At 62.8% G+C, this 22,774-nt stretch carries 17 protein-coding genes; 12 read left to right on the top strand and 5 right to left on the bottom strand.

From position 1 onward, the window contains the following. Positions 1-123 precede the first annotated feature (123 nt). Positions 124-669, top strand: a complete 546-nt coding sequence (mobB, locus tag ACT7DK_RS07585) for a molybdopterin-guanine dinucleotide biosynthesis protein B (protein ID WP_445397872.1) — start codon at positions 124-126, stop codon at positions 667-669. Here the strand turns inward: mobB and ACT7DK_RS07580 are convergent. Continuing rightward, entirely contained in the window at positions 620-1,186 is a 567-nt protein-coding gene (locus ACT7DK_RS07580) for a peptide-methionine (S)-S-oxide reductase (RefSeq protein WP_445397870.1), read from the bottom strand. The genes mobB and ACT7DK_RS07580 overlap by 50 nt on opposite strands. A 187-nt stretch (positions 1,187-1,373) precedes the next feature. Between ACT7DK_RS07580 and ACT7DK_RS07575 the strand changes: the two genes are divergently transcribed. The 4 genes from ACT7DK_RS07575 (at position 1,374) to ACT7DK_RS07560 (ending at position 9,478) form a co-directional block, all read left to right on the top strand. Then, on the top strand, positions 1,374-2,132 hold the full coding sequence (locus ACT7DK_RS07575; protein ID WP_445397868.1) for a sulfite exporter TauE/SafE family protein: 759 nt from the start codon (positions 1,374-1,376) through the stop codon (positions 2,130-2,132). A 483-nt stretch (positions 2,133-2,615) separates the two neighbouring features. Continuing rightward, positions 2,616-4,349: an ABC transporter ATP-binding protein gene (locus ACT7DK_RS07570; RefSeq protein WP_445397866.1), complete on the top strand. Its 1,734-nt coding sequence runs from the start codon at positions 2,616-2,618 to the stop codon at positions 4,347-4,349. Continuing rightward, positions 4,339-6,114 carry an ABC transporter ATP-binding protein gene (locus ACT7DK_RS07565; protein ID WP_445397864.1) on the top strand — a complete coding sequence of 592 codons (1,776 nt, stop codon included), beginning with the start codon at positions 4,339-4,341 and terminating at the stop codon, positions 6,112-6,114. Before ACT7DK_RS07570 ends, ACT7DK_RS07565 begins: the two co-directional genes overlap by 11 nt. Positions 6,115-6,379: 265 nt before the next feature. Further along, positions 6,380-9,478, top strand: a complete 3,099-nt coding sequence (locus ACT7DK_RS07560) for a transglycosylase domain-containing protein (protein WP_445397862.1) — start codon at positions 6,380-6,382, stop codon at positions 9,476-9,478. Positions 9,479-9,480: 2 nt separating this feature from the next. On the opposite strand, the gene ACT7DK_RS07555 is transcribed toward ACT7DK_RS07560, so the two are convergent. From ACT7DK_RS07555 to ACT7DK_RS07545, 3 genes are all read right to left on the bottom strand, one after another. Next, positions 9,481-10,497: a metal-dependent hydrolase gene (locus tag ACT7DK_RS07555; protein ID WP_445397860.1), complete on the bottom strand. Its 1,017-nt coding sequence runs from the start codon at positions 10,495-10,497 to the stop codon at positions 9,481-9,483. Between the two features lie 136 nt (positions 10,498-10,633). Further along, positions 10,634-11,035 carry a septal ring lytic transglycosylase RlpA family protein gene (locus ACT7DK_RS07550; protein WP_445397858.1) on the bottom strand — a complete coding sequence of 134 codons (402 nt, stop codon included), beginning with the start codon at positions 11,033-11,035 and terminating at the stop codon, positions 10,634-10,636. A gap of 19 nt (positions 11,036-11,054) precedes the next feature. After that, complete coding sequence (locus tag ACT7DK_RS07545) at positions 11,055-11,396, bottom strand: DUF4144 family protein (RefSeq protein ID WP_445397856.1); 342 nt, start codon at positions 11,394-11,396, stop codon at positions 11,055-11,057. Between the two features lie 140 nt (positions 11,397-11,536). On the opposite strand from ACT7DK_RS07545, the gene ACT7DK_RS07540 reads away from it, so the two are divergent. Continuing rightward, positions 11,537-12,103, top strand: coding sequence for a hypothetical protein (locus ACT7DK_RS07540; protein ID WP_445397854.1), 567 nt, complete (start codon positions 11,537-11,539; stop codon positions 12,101-12,103). A gap of 68 nt (positions 12,104-12,171) precedes the next feature. Here the strand turns inward: ACT7DK_RS07540 and ACT7DK_RS07535 are convergent, their stop codons facing one another. Then, on the bottom strand, positions 12,172-12,420 hold the full coding sequence (locus tag ACT7DK_RS07535) for a hypothetical protein (protein WP_445397852.1): 249 nt from the start codon (positions 12,418-12,420) through the stop codon (positions 12,172-12,174). Between the two features lie 359 nt (positions 12,421-12,779). Between ACT7DK_RS07535 and ACT7DK_RS07530 the strand changes: the two genes are divergently transcribed. The 6 genes from ACT7DK_RS07530 (at position 12,780) to cas4g/cas1g (ending at position 22,760) form a co-directional block, all read left to right on the top strand. Then, entirely contained in the window at positions 12,780-13,616 is an 837-nt protein-coding gene (locus ACT7DK_RS07530) for a helix-turn-helix transcriptional regulator (protein ID WP_445397850.1), read from the top strand. A 270-nt stretch (positions 13,617-13,886) separates the two neighbouring features. Next, on the top strand, positions 13,887-16,688 hold the full coding sequence (gene cas3g / locus ACT7DK_RS07525; RefSeq protein WP_445397848.1) for a type I-G CRISPR-associated helicase/endonuclease Cas3g: 2,802 nt from the start codon (positions 13,887-13,889) through the stop codon (positions 16,686-16,688). Next, positions 16,688-17,647, top strand: a complete 960-nt coding sequence (gene cas8g2 / locus ACT7DK_RS07520) for a type I-G CRISPR-associated protein Cas8g2 (protein ID WP_445397846.1) — start codon at positions 16,688-16,690, stop codon at positions 17,645-17,647. The genes cas3g and cas8g2 overlap by 1 nt, the downstream gene beginning before the upstream one ends. Continuing rightward, a complete protein-coding gene (gene cas7g, locus ACT7DK_RS07515) occupies positions 17,634-18,842 on the top strand; it encodes a type I-G CRISPR-associated RAMP protein Csb1/Cas7g (protein WP_445397844.1) in 1,209 nt (402 codons plus the stop codon). Before cas8g2 ends, cas7g begins: the two co-directional genes overlap by 14 nt. Next, complete coding sequence (csb2, locus tag ACT7DK_RS07510; RefSeq protein WP_445397842.1) at positions 18,839-21,025, top strand: type I-G CRISPR-associated protein Csb2; 2,187 nt, start codon at positions 18,839-18,841, stop codon at positions 21,023-21,025. Before cas7g ends, csb2 begins: the two co-directional genes overlap by 4 nt. A gap of 76 nt (positions 21,026-21,101) precedes the next feature. Beyond that, complete coding sequence (cas4g/cas1g, locus tag ACT7DK_RS07505) at positions 21,102-22,760, top strand: CRISPR-associated endonuclease Cas4g/Cas1g (protein WP_445397840.1); 1,659 nt, start codon at positions 21,102-21,104, stop codon at positions 22,758-22,760. The last annotated feature ends 14 nt before the right edge of the window (positions 22,761-22,774 follow it).

Here is a 22,774-nt window from a genome sequence, read left to right as displayed (position 1 = left end):
TGACAATTTCTGCCGCAAGTCGGCGACTTGCGGCACAACGTCGATTTTTATTGATCTTGTCGTTCGGTCCCGGCCCCGGTCATGGCACACTGGGGCCCTTGTCAGTTCCATTGCGAAGCCCTTATGTCCCGACTCGACAGCCCTTATGCCCTGCTGGGCCTGGCCGGTTTCAGCGGCAGCGGCAAGACCACCTTGCTGCGCCAACTGGTCGGCCTGCTGCGTCAACGCCGGTTGCGCATCGGTGTCATCAAGCACACCCATCACGACGTGGAGCAGGATACCCCCGGCAAGGACAGCTACGAGCTGCGTCACGCCGGCGCCAGCCAATGCCTGCTGGCCGGACCTCATCGTAGTATTCTGACCTATGAGAACACCAAGGTACAGGAACCTGATTTAAACGAATCCCTTTCCCGCCTGAGCCTGGACCAGCTCGACCTGGTGCTGGTGGAAGGCTTCCGCGAGGCGCCCATCCCCAAGCTCGAGGTACACAGGCCCGCCCACGGCAAGCCGCTGCTGTGCCGCCACGACCCCCACATACTGGCGGTGGCCACCGACGACCCCGGCCTGGAGGCCCCGGTACCGCTGCTGGATCTGAACGACCCGCCCGCCATCGCCGCCCTTATCGAGCAATGGCGGACGGCAGGACGCCTGCAAGCTCGTCGGGATTGAGCCTCTCTCCCGCCGGGTAACCGCAGGCCCGCCGGTAGGCGCCATAGAGCAGGGGGTTGCGGTCGGCGTACCCCTGGTGCCGGGGCAGCGCCAGCGCGAAAGCGCCCACCGGCAGTATGCGTACGCTGAGCTCCCGTCCCGTTTCCAGCTCCAGTTTGGCCCGGCTCTGCTGGGCCCATTTCTGTTGCAGCGAGCTCTGTACATAGAGCGCCGGGCTGTATTCGCTGCCCCGATCGCAAAACTGGCCCCCGCCGTCGAAGAGGTCGACCGCCGCCCAGTAGAGGGTCAGCAGATCGCCGTAGCCGATGAGGTTGTCGTCGTAGTGCAGCCGCACCACTTGGCGCCGCTGGTACTGGGTACCACTCTGCATCCAGCCGGCCTCGATGCGCTCGACGCCGGGCCGGCCGGCGAACAGCGCCTCCATCACCCAGAAGCTGCCGCCGGCGAACACCGCCTGGGCCGCCCAGGCCTGGGGCGCCAGCAACAGCAGCCATATCATCAGGAATTTACCGAACACCCTTTTCCTCCGTCGACCGGCCCCGGTGGCCATGCTAACCGATTGGAAACGGATGAAAACCCCTTTATGGTGGCGGCAGCCCACCGGACATGCGGAGCAATTGCGTATTATTGTCGTTTACTCCCTCTCCGGCACCAATTTAGGGCATAATGAGTCCCACTCATACCCCTCCCCCGGCGAGGATCCGATGACCGCGACCGAAGTCCTGTTGCTGCTGGCCGCCGGCGTGCTGTCCGGCTTTATCAACGTGATGTCGGCGGGCGGCTCCATGCTGACGCTGCCGCTGCTGATGTTCATGGGGCTGGACGGCGCCACCGCCAACGGCAGCAACCGGGTGGGCATAGTGCTGCAGAACCTCACCGCCCTGGGACAGTACCACAGGGCGGGCTTCCGGGATCTGCGCCTGGGCCTCAAGCTCTGCCTGCCCGCGGTGGCTGGCGCCCTGCTCGGGGCCTGGGTGGCGGTGTGGCTGGACGAGCGGCTGTTCCAGTGGCTTCTGATCATGGTGATGGCGGGCTGCGCCCTGTTGATGCTGCTGCCCGCCCCCGCCCACCTGCCGACCCGTCCCCTGGACGAAGGCCACCTCGGCCCCAGGGTCTATCTGGCGCTGGCGGCGATCGGCCTGTACGGCGGCTTTATCCAGGTGGCGGTGGGCATCCTGTTCATTACCCTGCTGTACCGGGTGCTGCGCATCGACCTGGTGCAGGTGAACCGGCTCAAGGTGCTGATCGTGCTGGTCTATATGGTGCCCGCCCTGCTCATCTTCGCGATCGGCGGCAAGGTGGCCTGGAGCTACGGCCTGGTGCTGGCGGCGGGCAGCATGCTCGGCGCCTGGCTCGGCGCCCGGCTCAGCATCGGCGCCAACGGGGTAAGGTGGATAAAATGGCTGACCCTGGTGATGATAGTCGCCATTATCGGCAAACTGGGCTTCGATCTGTGGTATTGAGCGAAACGGCAAGCTGCCGACAAGCCGTAGAATGACGTAGCGGTGACTTCCGCGTCCCTTCTCGTCACTCCCGCACTCTTTCCCGTCCCTCCCGCGAAGGCGGGAGTCCAGGTGTTGGGCGCCGATATGGTGTTGGCGTTATGGCTCCCCGCCTTCGCGGGGATGACGGTATAGGGGGCGGGATGATATTTCCGTCCCTCCCGCGAAGGCGGGAGTCCAGGTGTTGGGCGCCGATATGGTGTTGGCATTATGGCTCCCCGCCTTCGCGGGGATGACGGTATAGGGGGCGGGATGATATTTCCGTCCCTCCCGCGAAGGCGGGAGTCCAGGTGTTGGGCGCCGATGTGGTGTTGGCGTTATGGCTCCCCGCCTTCGCGGGGATGACGGGAGGCCTCGGGCATGGCGGAGTGATGGTAGGCTTTGTCATCGGGCCGAACGGCCTCTGATATCAGAAAAACAGCGGGAAAAGAACGGGAAACAACCATGAAACTGTTCAGGCAACTGGCCTGGTTCTTCAAGGCCCACTGGCGCACCTACGGCCTGGCGCTGCTGATGCTGGCCACGGTGGCGGTGATGAACATGAGCATCCCCTACCTGATCGGCCGGGCGGTGGACAGCCTGATCGCCTCCCCCACCGGCGAGGCCGAGGGCCGGCTGCTGGTGCTTATCCTGCTGCTGGGGGTCGCCATCTATGGCCTGCGCCTGGGCTGGCGCTGGATCCTGTTCGGCACCTCCTACCGCCTCGGCAACCTGCTGCGCCGCCGCTTCTTCGAACTGCTCACCCGCCAGGGCCAGGCCTTCTACAGCCGGCACAACACCGGCGATCTCATGGCCCGGGCCACCAACGACATCGACGCCATCGAGGTGGCCGCCGGCGAAGGGGTGCTGTCCGGCTTCGACGGCCTGCTTACCCTGCTGCTGGTGCTGGTGATCATCTTCGGGGTGATCGACTGGCGGCTGTCGCTGGTGGCGCTGCTGCCCTTCCCGCTGATGGGGCTGGCCTTCTACCGCATTTCCAACCGCATCCATCACCATTTCAAGGCGGCGCTGGAGCAGTTTTCGGTGCTCAACGACAAGGCCCAGGAGGCCATCGCCGGGGTGCGGCTGGTCAAGTCCATGGGCCGGGAAGAGATAGAGAGCCGCCAGTTCGGCGCCATCGCCGAGGCGGCCGCCGAGCGCAACTACCAGGTGGCCCGGGCCGAGGCCTTGTACGAGCCGGTGGTGTTCCTGTCCATGTCCGCCGCCCTGCTGCTGACCCTGGGCTTCGGCGCCTGGCTCATCTGGCATGAGCAGCTGAGCGTGGGCCAGCTCACCAGCTTCACCCTCTATCTGGCCCAGCTGATCTGGCCCATGTTCGCCTTCGGCTGGCTGCTCAACATCGTCGAGCGCGGCAGTGCCGCCCTGACCCGGGTCGAGGCCCTGCTGGCGGTGCCCGACAGCGTGTCCGACCGGGGCCGCCACCGCCCGGAGGACGCCCATATCCGGGTGCGGGAGCTCGGCTTCCACTACCCCGAGCAGCGCCAGCCCGCCCTGAGCGGACTGAGCTTCGAGCTGGCCCCGGGCCGGGTGCTGGGCCTGGCCGGCCCCACCGGGGCCGGCAAGAGCACCCTGCTGCAGCTCTTGATGCGCCATTGGGAAACCGAGCCGGGGCAGATCAGCATCGGCGGACACCCCATCGCCGACTGCCGCCTCGACGCCCTGCGCCGCCTGTTCGCCTACGTGCCCCAGGACGCCTTCCTGTTCAGCGCCAGCATCGCCGACAACATCCGTCTGGGCCGCCCCGAGGCGAGCCGGGAAGAGGTGATGGACGCCGCCCGCCAGGCCTGCGTGCACGACGACATCGCCGCCCTGCCCAAGGGCTACGACACCCAGGTGGGCGAGCGGGGCATGACCCTGTCCGGCGGCCAGCGCCAGCGCCTGGCCATCGCCCGCGCCCTGCTCGGCCGGGCGCCGATACTGGTGCTGGACGACGCCCTGTCGGCGGTGGACGTGCACACCGAGCAGCAGATACTGCACCAGTTGCGCGCCCGCCGGGACCAGGGCTGCATCATCGTCAGCCACCGGCTGTCGGCGCTGGAGCACGCCGACCGGATACTGGTGCTCAACCACGGCCGGCTGCAGCAGGCCGGACGCCACGCCCAACTGATCGCACAAGACGGCTGGTACAGCCGGATGTGGGCCTATCAACAACTGGAGGCGGTACTGGATGAAGCCTGATCATCTCCCCCAGGGCAAGGGCACCTTCGGCCTGCTGCTGGATTACGTCTACCGGGACAAGCGCCTGCTGGTGAAGGCGCTGCTGCTGTTGCTGCTGGCCACCGCCGCCGACGTGGCCGGCCCCCTGCTGGCCAAGGTGTTCATCGACGACTACCTGCTGGCGGGCCAATTGCCGCTGTGGCCGGTGGCGGGGCTGGCGACTTGCTATGTGCTGGCCCAGCTGGCCGCCGCCTGGCTCAGGTACCAGCAGACCCTGCGCTTCACCGACATGGCGCTGGCGGCGGTGCTGGACATCCGCCAGAAGGTGTTCGCCCATGTGCAGCAGCTGCCCATGGCCTTCTTCGACCAGGCCATGACCGGCCGGCTGGTGAGCCGGGTCACCAACGACACCGAGGCGATCAAGGATCTCTATGTACAGTTTTTGTCGGTGGTGCTGACCAACGTGGTGCTGCTGGTGGGCATCATCATCGCCATGGCGCTGCTCAACGTGCAGCTGATGCTGGTGGCCCTGCTGCTGATCCCGGCGGTGGTGGGCGTCATCTACCTGTACCAGAAGCTGAGCGGCCGGGCGGTGGCCGACAGCCGCCAGTTGCGCTCGGAGATCAACAGCGACATCAGCGAGTCCATCGCCGGCATGGCGGTGCTGCAGGCCTGCGGCCGCCAGCAGGCCGCCGCCGAGCGCTTCGAACGGCTCAACCAGCGCTACTACGCCGCCCGCATGCGCACCATCAAGATCGGCGCCGCCCTGCTGCGCCCGGCCATCGATCTGCTGAGCGTGCTGGCCCTGCTCGGCATCCTGCAGGTGTTCGGCTGGCAGGTGGTCAACGGCATGGCCGAGGTGGGGGTGCTGTACGCCTTCCTCAACTTCATGGGCCGCTTCACCGAACCCCTGGCCGAGATCACCCAGCGCTTCAACCTCTACCAGCAGGCCATGGTGGCCGGGGACCGGGTCTATGAACTCATGCACCAACCGGTCCAGCACTACGGCCAGGAACTCGACCGGATCCCCGAGGGCGCGGTCCGCTTCGAGCGGGTCGACTTCGCCTACCGGCCCGACAAGCCGGTGTTCCGGGAGCTCAGCCTGGACATTCCCGCCGGCGCCTTTATCGGGGTGGTGGGCCACACCGGCAGCGGCAAGAGCACCCTGCTCAACCTGCTGCTCAACTTCTATCCCCCCGGCGGCGGCGAGATCCGCCTCGACGGCCGCCCCCTGGCCGGCTACAGCCGGGACGCCCTGCGCCGGGGCATCGGGCTCATCCCCCAGGAGCCCTTTATCCTCGCCGGCAGCATCTACGACAACATCGACATGGGCCGGGGCCTGTCCCGCCGGCAGGTGGAAGAGGCCGCCCGCCAGGCCCACCTGCAGGAGCTGATAAGCGGCCTGGAGCAGGGCCTGGACACCCGCCTGGGGGAACGCGGCACAAGGCTGTCCACCGGCCAGCGCCAGCAGCTGGTGATCGCCCGGGCGCTGGCCGCCTCGCCCCGGATACTGCTGCTGGACGAGGCCACCGCCAACGTGGACAGCGAAACCGAGCAGGTGGTGCAACGGGCGCTGAAGGCCCTGCACGGCAAGGTGACCCTGATAGTGGTGGCGCACCGGTTGTCCACCGTCAGCCAGGCCGACCGCATCCTGGTGATGGCCCACGGCGAGCTGGTGGAAAGCGGCAGCCATGCCGAGCTGATGGCCCTGCCCCAGGGCCGCTACCGGGCCATGTACCGGTTGCAGCAACAGGCCCGGCAGGTGGCCCTGGCCGAACAGGCCTAGGCCCTGCGCCGCGTCCGCGCCGGGGCTGTCCTGGCCGCCGCGCCCGTCGCGGACCAGGGCGGCCTCCCGGGCCCGGCACACCGCCGGCCGCGGGCTCCCGGAGCAGATAAATATTTTTAGCCCCCGTTACTCAAGCAACCGCGCCCAGCTACGCTTTTTATATAAGAAGCTGTGATAGTAAAAATGGTACTAGGGGATCGATATGGGCGCAGTACAACATTCAGAGCCTGTTCCGCTATGCCTTCCTGAGCAGGATCCGGCCACCATGCCATTGCCTAATCCCGTCCGGCGGCGACGTTGGCGATTGTTCCTGTGGCTGTTGTTCGCCCTGGTGCTGATCGCATCGAGCGTGCTGCTTGCCTATGAAATGCGAACCTCCCACCTGCAGGCCAGGGAGATCTCCCGCTACGCCCAGACCCTGACGTATGAGCTCGAATCCGGCCCCAGCGCCGCCGTGCATTATCCGCTCCACGGCCCCTTCGATCAGCGCCTGGGCTATACCCGGTTGCCCGAGCTGCTCACCCGGCTGCAGCAAAGCCAGTTCCGCATAGAGCAACAGGTGCAGTTTTCCCCGGCCCTGCTGGAATACAGCCAGCGCGGCTTTTTTACCCCCTACCAGGAAAAAACCCAGGCCGGCCTCTTTATCAACGATTGCCGGGCCGAACCCATCTACGACTACCGCTATCCCCAGCGCCACTACGAAAGCTTTGCCAGCATACCGCCGCTGGTGGTCGGCAGCCTGTTGTTTATCGAAAACCGGGAGCTGCTCAGCAACGAGTACCCCCTGGCCAACCCGGCGGTGGACTGGCCCCGCTTCGCCAAGGCGGCCATGTCCCAGTTGGGCCGGGCGCTGGAGATACAGGACGACTCCTCCGGCGGCAGCACCCTGGCCACCCAGATCGAAAAATACCGTCACTCCCCGGGCGGCCTGACCCACTCCGCCGGCGAGAAGCTGCGCCAGATGATCTCCGCCAGCGTACGCGCCTACCGGCAGGGTCCCGAAACCCTCGAAGCCCGCAAGGCGGTGGCCCTGGCCTATATCAACTCGGTGCCCCTGGCCGCCGCCCCCGGCCACGGCGAGGTGCACGGCCTGGGCGACGGCCTGTGGATCTGGTTCGGCGCCGAGCTGGAGCGGGTCAACCAGTTGCTGGATCCCACCCAGAACAAGGACAGCACCCTGGCCGAGCAGGGCCAGGCCCTGCGCCAGGTGGTGGCGCTGATGATCGCCCAGCGCCGGCCTTCCTATTACCTGTTCCGCGGCCGGGACGACCTCAACACCCTGACCGACAGCTACCTGCGGCTCCAGGCCCAGGCGGGCATCATCAGCCCGGCCCTGCGCGACGCCGCCCTGGCCCAGCGTCTTGCGTTCCGCAACTTCCGCGAAGACCCGGCCACCGTCTTTATCGACGGCAACAAGACCCTGCAGGTTACCCGGGGCCGGCTCGCCGGCCTGCTCGGCCTCTCCTTCTACGAACTCGACCGGCTGGACTTGTCCGCCAGCACCACCCTCAACGCCGGGCTGCAGCAACAGGTGAGCGATTACCTGCACCGGCTGGCGGAGCCGGATTTCGCCCAGGAAATCGGCCTGTTCGGCGAACGGCTGCTGTCGCCGGAGAAAACCGCCGAGGTGCGCTACAGCTTCACCCTGTTCGAGCGCGGCAGCGACAGCTTCAACGTGCGGGTACAGACCGACAACACCAACCAGCCGTTCGACATCAACGAGGGCAGCAAGCTGGAGCTGGGCTCCACCGCCAAGCTCAGGGTGCTGGCCACCTACCTGGAAATCATCGCCGAACTGCACCAGCGCCACGGCGGCAAGTCGCCGGAAAGCCTGCGCCGGCTCAGCCCCGACAAGCTGGACTTCCTCAGCCGCTGGGCCATCGACTACCTGATCCGCAGCCCGGATCGTACCCTGCCCACCATGCTGAACGCCGCCCTGGAGCGCCGCTATTCCGCCAGCCCCGGCGAGCGTTTCTTTACCGGTAGCGGCATGCACACCTTTGCCAACTTTCGCCGGGAGGACAACGGCCGCAACCCCACCCTGATCGAGGCGCTGCGCGAGTCGATCAACCTGCCGTTCGTACGGGTGCTGCGCGATATCGTCCGTTACAGCATCTATCAGAACGAAAACCGTACCCAACTGCTGGAAGACGACAAGGATCCGCGCCGCCAGGAATACCTGAGCCGCTTCGCCGACCGGGAAGGACAAGTGTTCCTGCTGCGCTTCTGGCGCAAGTACCAGGGCAAGACCACCGAAGAACGGCTGGACACCTTTTTCGACGGCCTGCGCCCCACCACGGTGCGGCTGGCCGCGGTACACCGCTACCTGGTGCCCGAGGCCGGCCCCGAGGAGTTCGCCGCCTTCCTGCAGGCCCGGCTGCCCAACGAACGGCTGACCGAAAAACGCCTCGACGAACTCTACCGCCGCTACGGCCCCGGCGCCTACAGCCTGCCGGATCAGGGCTATATCGCCCGGGTGCACCCGCTGGAGCTGTGGCTGCTCAGCTACTTGCAGGACCAGCCCCAGGCCAGCTTCTCCGAGGCGGCGGAAGCCAGCCAGGACGAGCGCCAGGAGGTGTACGGCTGGCTGTTCAAAACCCGCCACCGCAGCGCGCGGGACAGCCGGCTGCGCATTATGCTGGAGGTGGAAGCCTTCTCCGACATTCACCAGCGCTGGCAGCGGCTGGGCTTTCCCTTCGATCACCTGGTGCCCTCGCTGGCCACCGCCATCGGCAGCTCGGGCGACAAACCCGCCGCCCTGGCGGAGCTGATGGGCATCATCCTCAACGACGGCGTGCGCCTGCCCACGGTGCGTATCGACCAGCTGCACTTTGCCGAGCAGACTCCCTACGAGGCCCACCTGAGCCGCCTGCCCGGCCAGGGCAAACGGGTGATGGACAAGGAAGTGGCGGCGGCGCTGCGCAACGCGCTCTCCCAGGTGGTGGACGGCGGCACCGCCCGCCGGCTGCAGGGCAGCTTCAAGCTGGAAGACGGCACCCCGCTCACCCTGGGCGGCAAGACCGGCACCGGCGACAACCGCATCGAAACCGTGACCCGCTACGGCCAGGTGATCAAGTCCCAGGCCCGCAACCGCACCGCCACCTTCGTGTTCTTCCTGGGTGACAACCACTTCGGCACCCTCACCGCCTATGTGCCGGGCAAGGAGTCGGACAGGTTCAGCTTTACCTCCGCCCTGCCGGTGCAGGTGCTGAAGGGCATGGAGCCGATACTGCGGCCCTACCTGCAGCCGGGCGCCCAGAGCCGGTGCCAGCAGCAGCTGGCCGCCAGCCCCGAGCCGAAGGAAGTGAAGGAAGAGGGGTTAGGGGTGAAGGGTGAGCCGCTGGACGCGAAACAGGAAGGGTAACACTAACCGGCCCATTGCCCCGGCGGCGGCAGGGGCTCGCCCAGGGCCCGGCGCCACAGCCAGCCCAGGGCCAGGGACAGGTCCAGCCGATCGCTGAACTGCTCCGGCCGGGCCAGGGCTCCCTCCTCGCCCGGCACGGCCACCACGAAGTTGAAGCTGTAGCGCGGCTCCTGGCCCATGCGCAGATCGGTGATCACCACCCGGCCATCGCGCTCGCTCAGACGGAAAAACCCCTTGCTGAACCAGGCGATGCGCGCCACGTGCGGGTTTTGGGCCAGCGCGGGGTAAAGCGCCTGGCCCCGCTCGTAGGCGGTGAACTCGGGCTCCGCCTTGCCATCCAGCAGGGAATAAAAGCCCTCCAGGTAGCCGTCGGGCGTGATCACCAGGGCCCGCCACAGCAGGGTATTGAAGGCGGTGGGCGTCACCAGCCGCCGTTCCACCTCCACTCCCCGGGCCGCCAGCGCCCGATCCACCTTCAGGCCCACCTGCCACTGGGCCACCAGGCTCCAGCCCAGGTAGAGGCTGCTCAGCCAGAGTCCCAGCCGGTTGGCACCCAGGCCGGCGGTGCCGCGCCGGGCCAGGGCTACCGCCAGCCCCAGCAGCAACGGCAGGGTATAGAGGGGGTCGATGATAAAGATGCTGCCCACGCCGAAAGGATAATCGGTAAAGGGGCGCAGCAGCTGGGTGCCGTACACCGTCATGGTGTCCAGCAGCGCATGGGTGGCCAGCACCAGCCACAGCGCCAGGGCCCAGGACCGCCCGTGTTCCCGCTGCCCCGGCAGGCGGCCGAGCAGCCAGCCGCACAGCGGCGCCAGCAGGCTGAGATAGACCAGCGAATGGCTGTCGCCCCGGTGCTCGGTCATGTTGCTCACCGGATCGCCGTAGTCGATCAACACATCCAGATCCGGCAGGGTACCGAACACGGCGCCCGCCAGGGCGGCCCTGCCCACCCCGACCCGGCGCCCCATGGCCGCCACGCCGACGGCGGCGCCCAACGCCAGTTGAGAAACAGAATCCATGAGTCACCCCTTACCCGGTGGTAAAAAGTCGCGCCCCGAGGCGAGCGCTTGCCGACAGCAGGCGGCGCCTGTGCCGGCAGACCCCGTCTCGCCCTGGTGTCCGCCCCCTAGCCAGCCCGCCGGCCTGCCCTGGGCATTATTCCAGCACCTCCAGCCGTACCGGCGCCACCCCGGCCCGCAGCATGTTGAGCTCGCGCGCCGCCTGCTCCGACAGGTCGATGATCCGCCCCCGGGTATAGGGCCCCCGGTCGTTGATGCGCACCACCACCGAACGCTGGTTGTTGAGGTTGGTCACCCGCACCCGGCTGCCGAAGGGCAACGTCTTGTGGGCGGCGGTGAGGGCGTTTTTGTCGAACCGCTCGCCGTTGGCGGTTTTGCGGCCATGATGACGCTGGCCGTAAAAGGAAGCCCGGCCCTCGGCGACATAGTGCGGCTGCGGCTCGGGCGGCGCGGACACCGGCCCGGGATCGCTGGTGCAGGCCTGCACCAGCCAAAGCACCGGCAGCCACCACAGCCAGCGCAGATATCTTGCTTTCACCACTGTACCTCGTTGTTCGTTATTGCTGCTCCAGCCAGGCCACCAGCGCCACCGCCTCGGCGGGGGTTGCTACCCTCAGCTTGGGGATGCAGCAGATACCGAGCCGGGCGGCATAGGCGCGCAGGCTCTCGTTCAGGGCAGGGACGGATATTAACCGCTGTTGCCGTTGCCAGTACAGGCTGCCGTCCTCCCGCTGCGACAAAAGGTGCGGCCAGCCCTCGAGGTCGATCAGCCGGTCCTGCACATGGGGATGGTGGCCCTCGCAGTCGTCCGCGTTGGCCACCCAGGCATAGCCGTGGCCATCCGCGAATTCGATGATCGCCGGCCAGGCGATGGGCGCCGCTTGCTCAAGATCCTTCATGTTCAACCACGCTTGCTGTGTGCCGGCCGGTCACCGGCGTTGCCAGGGCCGCTGCCGGCCACTATACCTAGACTGTTGCCCCCTCTTGGCTCCGGCCCTATCGGACCGGCCCCCGCAACAACCTCCTCAAGGAGCCGATGATGAACCTTTTACCCCCTCTGCCCCGGACAGGCCTCGGCCTGGCGCTGCTTTTGCTGTGCGGCCCGGCCCTGAGTGCCACTCCGGAAGAAAAAATCGCCAGCGCCATGAGCGCGGCCCCGGCCTCGGTCAGTGCCGCGGCCACCGTGCTCGACTGGCCGGACAACATGGCCGACCCCATGCCCGAACTCAGGGCCGGCAGCAACGACTGGGTTTGCCTGCCGGACATGCCCGCCAGCCCGGGCAATGACCCCATGTGCCTGGACGAGGTCTGGATGGGCTGGCTGCACGCCTGGATGACCAAGACCCCGCCCACCACGGACAGGATGGGGTTTGGCTACATGTTGCAGGGCGGTACCCCCGAAAGCAACACCGATCCTTACGCCACCGGCCCCGCCGACGACAACGAATGGATCACCGAGGCGGTCCCCCACCTGATGATACTGGTACCCGATGCCGCCATGCTCGATGCCCTGCCCCACCGGCACGACAACGGCGGCCCCTGGGTGATGTGGCGCGACACCCCCTACGTCCATATCATGGCCCCCATGCCGCGCCATGCCCCCTGAGCCGGCGCCGAGAGCCATAAAAAAGCCCCGCGGGCGCCTGCCCGCGGGGCTTTTTGCGCTTTTGCCCGTTAGATACCCAGTATCTGCTTGGCCTCGGACAGCAGGCGCATCGCCTCGTCGTGATCCCCCGCATTATGCCGGGCCTCGCCCTCGGCCCTGAGCTCGGCCACCCTGGTTGCATCTTCCGCCGACAGCATCGGCATCTCCTCCAGCTTGGCATCGATCGCCCGCATCAGCCCAGGGCAGCCATGGGCCAGGGCCGCCCCGCTCGCCAGCAGCAACACCCCGGCCAGCAGGGTGGAAATCAAGGAACGCATAATTCTTTCTCCGCTTGCAAACCACAGTTTGAGGGTAGTGCAGCTCCGGAGTAACTGCTAAATCGGTGACCGGACACCGGTACGTTCCGTGGTTGCTCCGATTGGTTGAGTCGATCCTTGAGGAACCGGCACCCAGGACCGCGTTCCGGACCATTGGAAGCGGCCCGCTCCCCTTTGCAACATATCAATGCCGTCCCGCATTATTCCGCCGACAGCTTGGCGGCTGATTATTTTTCAATCCCAGCCGGAGAGACGCTTTTTATTGATAGCGATCAAAAGTCCGCTGCTTCGACCAATTAGGGATTGATATCGGCACCGGGCTCTGCCTTTAATGGCAAAAAACAAAAAGCACGGACCGCATGATAAAAACCGAACCCCACCGCCGTTACTGGCTGATAGAGCTGATTGCCTATTGGGAAGGCCGGCTTACCGCCAACCATTTGCAGCAGTTTTTCGGCCTGAGCCGCCAGCAGGCCAGCAAGGACATCAACCAGTATCTGCAGGAGCAGCCCGGCAACCTGGCTTACTGCGCTTCCCGCAAGGGCCATTTGCCCACCCCGACCTTCAAACCCGCCTTTATCTCGGACGATGTGGCCGAATACCTGAACTGGATGACCGGCCAGCGCGCCCACGCCATGCCTTTTGATCCCGGCTACCGGCTGGAGCACGCCATTCTGGCGCCACCACCGCGCAACGTCGCCCCCGGGGTGATACGCCCCTTGATCCAGGCCCTGCGCCAAGGCCAGCGGCTGGAGGTGGACTACGGCGCCGTCAGCAAGCCGGACCGGGATGGCCGCATCATAGTGCCGATCCGCTTCGTCAACACCGGCCGGCGCTGGCACCTGCGCGCCTGGTGCGAAAAGGCCCAGGGCTACCGCGATTTTGTGCTGAGCCGCTTCCACGGCGAGCCAACGCAGGAAGGCCCACAACGCTCGCCCCTGCCCGACGACACCGCCTGGGACACCGAAATCACCCTAGTGCTCAAACCCGATCCCCGCCTCAGCCCCGAGCAGCAGGCCGCCCTGGCCTACGACTACGACATGACCGACGGCGAACTGCACCTGACCACCCGCGCCGCCCTGGCCCAGTACCTGCTCAACGAGATGCAGGTGGGCGTGAAAATGCTCGACGGCAACCCCGCCGCCCAGCAACTGATCCTGGCCAACCATGATGAGGTGAAGGCATGGTTGTTTTGATCTGTAAACCCAGGCGACATGTGTTTTTGCACAGGATTGGCGGGGAAAAGGGAGTAGGTAATAGTGAGTTGGACTCAAGAGGAATTTTAGTATGGCGGTGTGGGTATGCCTGTTAGGGGCTGGTGTGGCCAGTCATTCACAACCACCGAAAGTGGATGAGTTTTTACATTAACGAGGTACAGATGCCGTTGAGATCGTTATTCAAGCAAGAGACGGGAAAGCGTCTCATAAATCAACAAGCTCCTGGCCAATACCTGATCGAGTGTAGATATGATGACTGAGATTGAGTTCGACACGAGATTTTTTGCGCTCACTGGCTACTCACCAATGCGGTGGCAGTGGCGCCTATTTCGCGATTATTTCGCAGATGGCCGCTTGCCAAGCGCTGTCGACATTCCAACGGGACTCGGTAAAACGGCGGTCATGGCGATCTGGATGATTGCACTAGCGCAACAGACGAAGTCAGACCAAGTCAGCTTGCCACGCCGCTTGGTCTATGTGGTAGACCGGCGCGCGGTGGTGGATCAGGCGACGCAGTTTGCCGAAGATTTGCGAGCGAATCTTCAGAAACCAGAAGCTAGGGAACTGCACGGCGCACTTGGCCTGAACGAAGCGGAAGCCCTACCCATATCCACCCTGCGTGGTCAGTTTGTGGACAACCGCGAATGGCTGGAAGACCCCAGCCGACCCGCAATTATCGTCGGTACGGTGGATATGATCGGCTCGCGTCTGCTGTTCGAGGGTTACGGCGTCAGCCGCAAAATGCGGCCCTATCAAGCCGGGCTGCTGGGTGCGGACACGCTGGTGCTGCTGGATGAAGCGCACTTGGTGCCGCCTTTTGAGGTACTGCTGGCGGAAATTGCCGGGAACGCCGGGCGATATGGAGAAAAAGTCGAAGCAGGTAATGTGCTTGTACCGAAGTTCCAACTGCTGCCGCTGTCAGCCACCGGACGCAGAAAGACGGCGCAACCATTTGCGCTGGAGGAAAAGGATTTTCGTAATCCAGACGATGACATCGTCCTGCAACGTCTTTTTGCAAAGAAGCGCCTCAACGTGCAGGAATCGGGTGATCAGAAGCTTGAAGATGTTCTGGCTGAGCAAGCCTGGCGCCTGGCGCAAAAGACGCAAGCGCCAAACGACGGCGGCGAGAACACCGAAATAACCTTCAGGCCTGTGCGCGTTATCGTCTATTGCAATTCGCGTGATGTAGCGGAGAAAGTCAAGTCCGCGCTGGACAAGAAAGCAAAAAAAACCGTCGCCGAAGGAAGAACGGAGCTATTCGTTGGCGCGCGCCGGGTAAAAGAGCGTACTGACGCGGAAAATAGGCTGAGAGAGTTGGGTTTCATTGCAGGAAGTGGTGCACAAACCGCGCCCGCCTTCCTCGTGGCCACTTCGGCGGGTGAAGTGGGCATCGACCTGGATGCTGACCACATGGTCTGTGACCTTGTCGCTTGGGAGCGCATGGTGCAGCGTTTCGGGCGTGTAAACCGGCGTGGCGACGAAGGACGGCAGGCAGACATAGTTGTCATTGATGAAGGTGAGCCCAAGCCGAAGAAACAGAACGCACCTACTGCTGACGAGCAAACGAGCATACGCATCTACCAAGGTGTCAAGAAATTGTTCGAAGAGTTGCACACCGACGGCGACGTTACGATCAGCGTTAGTCCCGAATCCCTGCGCCAGCTTAGTGTGCGTGCCAGCGCGGACGAAAAATTGGCAAAACTCATTGCCGATGCCGGTTCCCCCGTGCCGCTGCGTCCGGCGCTCAACCGCCCGCTGGTGGATGCTTGGAGCATGACCTCCCTGCCCGAACACACCGGGCGTCCCGAGGTGGCGCCCTGGCTGCACGGCTGGGTAGATGAGTTGCCGCAAACCACGGTGGCTTTGCGCAAACACCTGCCGGTGCGTGCAAAGCCACAGGTGACAAAAAGGGAAATAGAGGACTTCTTTGAGGCTGCGCCCATCCATGTCAGCGAGACGCTGGAGACAGAGACATTCCGTGTCATGAAGTGGTTGAAGGCGCGGGCCGGCAAACTCGACGCACAGGTACAAGACCGTGTGTGCGGAATATTGCTGACAACAGATGGCAAACATGTCCAAACCCTGTACGTGAAGGACTTACTGGGTGACTCGAAGGGCGACAAGAAGTGCTATGAAGAGATTGAAAAAAGCCTGCGGGGCAAAACGCTGGTCATGCCTGCCAGTTTCGGTGGTTTGAAAAGTGGACTGCTGAACATCGACGAGAAAAATGACTGGTTGAGTCCAGACAAGGACAAGATGCAGTTGCCTGAAACGGCCGATGGCGATGTGCCCTGGATGAACGCGGATGCAGCCACGCCTGTTATCCGCTTCCGCGTTATTGAACGCGACACGGAACCTGATCAAAACGACGACGACGGCTGGCGGGAAAGCCTGCGTTTTGACCTGGAGCGCAGCACCGACGGCGAAGTAACACGCTGGCTTTCAGTCCATAAATGGCGCGACACCTCCAACACCGAGAACGACCGCGCGGAAGGGCGGCCACAGGCATTGACCGAACATCAGTGCTGGGCGGCGGAGCGCGCCCAAGCTATCGGCGAGCGGTTGGGCTTGCCGAAAGAGTACATCAGTATGCTGGCAACCGCCGCGAGGCTGCATGACGAAGGCAAACGTGCCAGCAACTGGCAACGTGCGTTCAACGCAGAGCGTGACAAGAAGAAATACGGTATAGCAGACGCCTTGGCTAAAACGCGCGGCCCCATTAACCAGGCCGTACTGGGCGGCTATCGGCATGAGTTCGGTTCGCTGCCATATGCGAAAGGAGATGCCGAATTCCGGAAACTCTCGGAAGAGCTGCAAGACCTTGCCCTGCACCTGATCGCCGCACACCACGGTTTTGCACGTCCCTTGATCGCCACCACAGGTTGTGCAGCCCCGCCCTCAGTATTGGAAGAGCGCGCCCGGGAAGTAGCTCTGCGCTATGCCCATTTACAGAAGCGTTGGGGTCCCTGGGGCCTGGCCTGGTGGGAGGCGCTGCTGCGCGCCGCCGACGCGCAAGCCTCGCGTGACAACGACAATAAGGAGAAGAACTGATGGCCGAATCCACAATTCCCGTGGACCTGTTCAATCCCGGCCAGGTGTTCGCCTGCCTGGGCTTTATGGAACTGGCCGATGTGCTCTTGGGCGATGCGATGGCTGGATTTAATTGGCGTAATAAGGCGAAGGCCGAATTTCATTTGTCTGCTACCGAAGTGGAAAATCCGTTTGAGGTCGTATTGGACTTTTTGGCTAGCGCGACAGTTGAACGTATAACGCCGGTTGGTTATGTCGAGCTGCCTAAGAAAAAGGCTGGTGCCGAAGATGGTGACGATGATGAGGACGACGATGAATCCGAATTGGATGTAGCGGCTGGCGCATTCTCCGAAACCTTTCCCGCTAAGGAGGGGGATACCACTTCTTTGCCAGTGCGACTTTTGGTTGCGGATAGAGCGGCCATTGAAGTTAGCCACTGGGCAGACGGTTCAGCGCGCGATACCTTCAAACTTTACGCAGGCAATCGTTCGGCTGAAAAGATTACCAAGGCCATGGTTAACGGGGTTCGTAAGAAGCCGACAAAAAAGCAAACCATTGGTGACCTTAAATACCAAGGCATCAAGCAGCTTTGGGCAGAAAAGAAAGATGACCTTGTCGCCAACCCTTTCGATGTGCTGACCCCCCTCGGTGGCAGCTTCAATTTTGATCCACGCGGCGCTTGGACAGCGCTGGACGCCGGGTATTCACCGAACACGCAAAAGCACGGTGTAGCTGCATCACCGCTCGTACATCTGCTTGCGGCTTGCGGCCTGGAACACACTCGGCCCGTGGAGTTCGGTGTTCGGCAGGTGCGCTATTGCGTGTGGAGTGGATTGCTGCCAGTGAGCCTTGCGCGCGTAGCGTTCCAAGGCCACGTTCCTTCACTGCTGACCAAACATTTCCGTTTCGAGCTTGCCCTGTCGGGCAAGAACAAGATCGTTACTTTCGCCCAACAGGAGAACAATCATGAGCACCAATGACATTACCATTACCAACGAACTGTTGGATCAATGGGCCACCAACCCAAACGGTCCTGTCGCCTTGCACCTGAAGCAGAAGCTGCTGCCCGTGGAGGGCGAAGGCGGCGTGATCTTTCCGCCGACCTATGCGGACATCGGCTACAACATCGACACCTTGTCCGACGGCACCAAGGTGGCGACCATCGACAGCGTGGGATCGCAGGCCAACCGCATGGAGCCGATGTTCAAATCCACGGGTAAGGATGACAAGGGCAAGGAATTGAATCCGCTGGCCGCATTGGTACCGCAAATCGAAATCATCCTGAGCGTCAAGGAAAAGGATGGTGAGAAATACGAAAGGCGGCAGTCTCTGCTCGATCTGGCGCATCGTAGTGCCGACGCAGTGGTGAAGGCCACACCCGAGCTTCGCAAGTTTATTGATCCGGCTTTTGTGGCCTTAAATCGCCATGGCAACGCTGAGCCCTTGTGTGCGGTAGCACCAACATCGCTCCTATTCGGCGTTTGGGATTCACGTGATGGCACGGGCGAAAAGCGCCCACGGCTTGTACGCTCGGTTATCCGCGCATGGGATGTCGATGTGCTGCATAGCGCGGCGCAGTTCAACTCTGTGTGGAAGGTGCTCGGTGACGAGGATCAAGAAGCCCTCAAGGAGGAAGAGAAGAAGAAGGGCAAGACGAAGCTATCCGTTGCCGGGCTAGCAGATGCGCCGTCAACGTTCCGAACAGACAAAGTGGCGCAGTTCGTCAATGGCGCACCCAATCCAGAGGCTCGTGTACTTGGTGGTGTGTTGACGAAAGGCGCTATTGAACGCAATGTCACGATCAATCTCGTCGCACTTCGTACATTGCATGGTGCGAATGATAAAGAGACAAAGCAGATTCGCAAATACCTTCTGTCTCTGGCACTGCTTGCCGCGACTGCCGAGCTTGATTTGTTCTTGCGGGAAGGCTGTTTGCTCCGTTACGCCAACGATGCAGACGTTTGGATGCAGGTTCCGCGTCGTGGCGAACCGATTCAAGTTACTGTCCCTGCCCGCGATGTCTTGATGGGGCTGGCAATTGAAGCCGTCAAACCATTTGCAGCGAAATGGCCGAAGGATGAAAAGGGCCAACCCGCCCTTGAACACAAGTTTGACATCAAAAAAGCGAGGGAATTGCTTTCGAAAAAAGCTGAAGAGGAAGCTGCTGCATCATGACCCGCATCCTCCTTATCTCCGTCCGTTTCCACGACGACCGCTACCACGGGACGGGCGACTGGCCGCCGTCGCCGGCGCGCCTGTTCCAGGCGCTGGTGGCGGCAGCGGCGTTGCCGGGACTCGACGCTCCTAAGTGCGATGCATTGAGGTGGCTGGAAAAGCTAAGCGCGCCAACCATCGCCGCACCGGCCGCGCACAGCGGCCAGAATGTCAACCTCTACGTGCCGAACAACGACCTGGATGCCAAGGGGGGCGACATACGCCGGGTGGCGGAAATTCGCAGTGCTACCAAGCGCATCCGCCCGCGTCTGTTCGATGCCGCCGTACCGCTGCTCTACATCTGGCGCTTTGATGGTAACGAGAGTCAAGCCAAGTGCATCTGCGATATAGCCAGCGGCCTCTATCAGCTTGGCCGTGGCGTGGATATGGCTTGGGCAGTGGGCGAACTGGTCAATGAAGCAAAAGTCGAAGAACAACTGAACGATTATCCCGGCGCCATTTATCGGCCATCACAGGGCGGCAAGAGTCTGCGGCTGGATTGCCCAGCGACAGGCTCGCTGGACAGCTTAGAAACGCGTCATAAGGCCAATGCCACGCGCTTTCATCATGTTAAGGATGGACGAAAAGTAAGGACAGAATTCGCCAATGCGCCCAAACCACATTTTCGTGCTGTGGCCTACAACAGTCCGGCAACATGCCTACTGTTCGAGCTACGTCGTACTACCGCGCCCGGCGCACCTTTTATGCCTTGGCCGTTGAAAAGCGCTGCGGCACTGGTGCAGAGATTGCGTGACGGTGCGCAGGAGCGGCTCAAAACGCACTTTAATGGCAACGACGTAGTGGACAATGTGCTGATCGGCCGTAACGCTACCGAAGCCGACAAGGCGCTACGCATACGCATCACTCCTCTGCCATCCATCGGCCATGTCCATGCCGATCGGGGCATCCGCCGCGTACTGGTAGAGGTGCCGCCGGATTGCCCGATCCGTGCCGACGACGTGGCCTGGGGTTTTTCGGGGCTGGAAATCACGGCGCCCATACTCGACGTCGAGACAGGCGAAATCCTGTCCTCACCGGTCGAACTGGTACCGGCGGATGACAACTCCATGTTGGCGCATTACGGCGTTGCTGAAGAACGTCCTGCTCATCTGTGGCGCAGCGTGACCCCGCAGGCTCTGCCGGAAAATGCGAAGTGGCGGCGTATCGAGCCCGCCAACAGACGCGGGGAAGCCAAGGGCGGCCAAGAGCGTGCCGATGAACAGCAGCACGCCTGCCACGCCGTCATGCAGGCGCTGCGCCATGCAGGCCTGCGTGAAAAGGTAGTGAGTATTCGTGTACAGCGCGAACCCTTCGATGCCAAGGGCGAACGCGCCGAAACCTTTGCCACTGCCACACGCTTTTCCAAACATCATCTTTGGCATGTTGAAATCCAATTTGCCGAAGCTGTCAGCGGACCGCTGCTGCTGGGCAACGGGCGTTACTGTGGTCTGGGTCTGATGGCTCCGGTTCAACAAGTGGAAGGTGTGCTCGCGTTCAGTATTCTGGACGGCCTGACCTCCGACGTCGAACCTTTGCAACTGGCGCGCGCCCTTCGTCGCGCGGTGATGTCGCGAGTGCAGAACGAACTTGGCACGCGGGAAAACGAACTATCCGTATTTTTCACTGGTCATGAAGCCGATGGTTCCACGGCACGACGTGGTGGGCACGCGCATCTGGCTTTCGTGCCCGACCTGGCACGTCAGCGCCTGCTGGTGATTGCTCCGCATGTAATTGAACATCGGGAACCATTCAAGGGTGAACGTGACCATCTGAAAACGCTGGCGCTTGCACTGGCCGGTTTGCGTGAATTGCGTGCAGGACGTGCCGGCAGGCTCAGGCTGGTACGGGTGGAAATCAATCTGGGTGCCGACCCGCTGTTTGCCGCTTCCGAAGTGTGGACGGCAACCACGCCCTATACACCCACACGTCACGCCAAGCGGAATGGCCGAGATTCCCTGTACCAAGATGTGCTGCGAGAAGTACAGCGCCGCCAGTTGCCCGTGCCACTGGCGATAGAGAAGAAAGGCGCGGATCTGTTTTTGCGTTTCATGGTGGCAGTACCAGGCCCCGTGCTGCTGGGCAAGACGGTGCATTTCGGTGGTGGCTTGTTCACTTGTAGCATGGAGGATCGTGAGCATGTATGACACTCCGTGCACTCTACCGCATACAGTCTGATGCTGTTAATCGGTGCGAAATAGGCAAGACCAAGGAGGACAGGCAATGACCACAGCCAACATCGAACTCATCCCCGCCCGGATGATTAACGAGTATGTCTACTGCCCGCGTCTGGCCCACCTGGAATGGGTGCAGGGAGAGTGGCGGGATAACCTGGATACCGAGGAAGGACGGCACGTTCACCGGCGGGTGGACAAGCCGGGAGGAAAACTTCCGGAGCCGACGGAGGCAGACGATGAAGTGGTCATCCATGCTCGCTCGGTGACCTTGAGCGATCCGGGGCTGGGCATTATCGCCAAGCTGGATCTGGTGGAAGGAGAAGGCGACAAGGTCTCACCTGTTGATTACAAAAAGGGCAAGCGGCCTCATGTGGCTACCGGCGCCTACGATCCCGAACGGGTGCAGTTGTGTGCCCAGGGGCTGCTGTTGCGCAGGCAAGGATATCAATGCGACGAAGGCATCCTGTATTACGCCGGATCCAGGGAGCGCGTGCATGTTCCCTTCGATCAGGATCTGATAGAGATGACCCTGTTGGCAGCCGAGGGGTTACGCAAGTTGCGTGATGCACCCTGTCCGCCGCCGTTGGAAGACAGCCCCAAGTGCCCGCGTTGCTCACTGGTTTCCATCTGCCTGCCGGATGAGATCAACTGGTTTCGTAAGGCGGAAGAATCCCCCCGCCCCATTGCCGTGCGGGAGGATGACAAGTTGCCGCTGTATGTTCAGGCACCCTTTGGCACCATACGCAAAAAAGGAGAGGTGCTGGAGATCGAGGCCGGGGAGCAGAAGTACAACGCCCGTCTCGGTGAAATCAGCCACTTGGCGCTGTTTGGCAATGTCCATTTGACCACCCCCACCCTGCAGACCCTGATGAAACGGGAGATCCCTGTCACCTGGCATACCCAGGGCGGCTGGTATTACGGCCATGCCCAGGGCATGGGACAGAAAAATGTGCATATGCGCATCAACCAGTTTCAGGCTGCCTTTGATGTTGAACGCTCTTTAGCAATTGCCCGCAGCCTGGTTCGGGCCAAGATCCTCAATTGTCGCACCCTGCTGAGGAGAAACTGGCACAACAACAACGAGGATGCCGAGCCACTGCTCAAGCGGCTGAAATTCTATGCCGGTCAGGCCGCCCGGGCACAAAGCGCGGCCACGTTGCTGGGCATTGAAGGGCAGGCTGCCAGTGACTATTTTGGTGCCTTTTCCAGAATGCTGGTAGCGGGCGATGCGATAGGATTCGATTTTGAGCAACGCAGCCGTCGCCCTCCCCGGGATCCGGTCAACGCGCTGCTGTCGTTTGCCTACAGCGTACTGACCCGCACCTGGGCGGCGACCCTGCAAGGAGTAGGTTTCGACCCCTATGTGGGCTTTTATCATCAGCCACGACCGGCCAGGCCGGCGTTGGCACTGGACATGATGGAACCCTTTCGTCCCTTGCTGGCAGACTCTGCCGTGATCACCGCCATCAACAACGGAGAGATACATCAGGAGCAATTTGTCACCAGAGGAGACAGCTGTGGCCTGACCGAGGCCGGCCGCAAAGCCTTTATGGCCACGCTGGAAAGACGACTTGGCCAGCAGGTGACCCACCCTTATTTTGGCTACCGGCTCAGTTACCGACGTCTTTTGGAGCTGGAGGCCAGGTTGCTGGGACGATATCTCTCGGGTGAGCTTGAGCATTATTCCGGTTTTACCACCAGATAAGGCGGAGGCTGAGC

This window comes from Zobellella sp. An-6 (genome assembly GCF_052487945.1).
The sequence above is the reverse complement of the archived record's forward strand: the minus strand, read 5'-3'. Positions and strand labels throughout refer to the sequence as shown.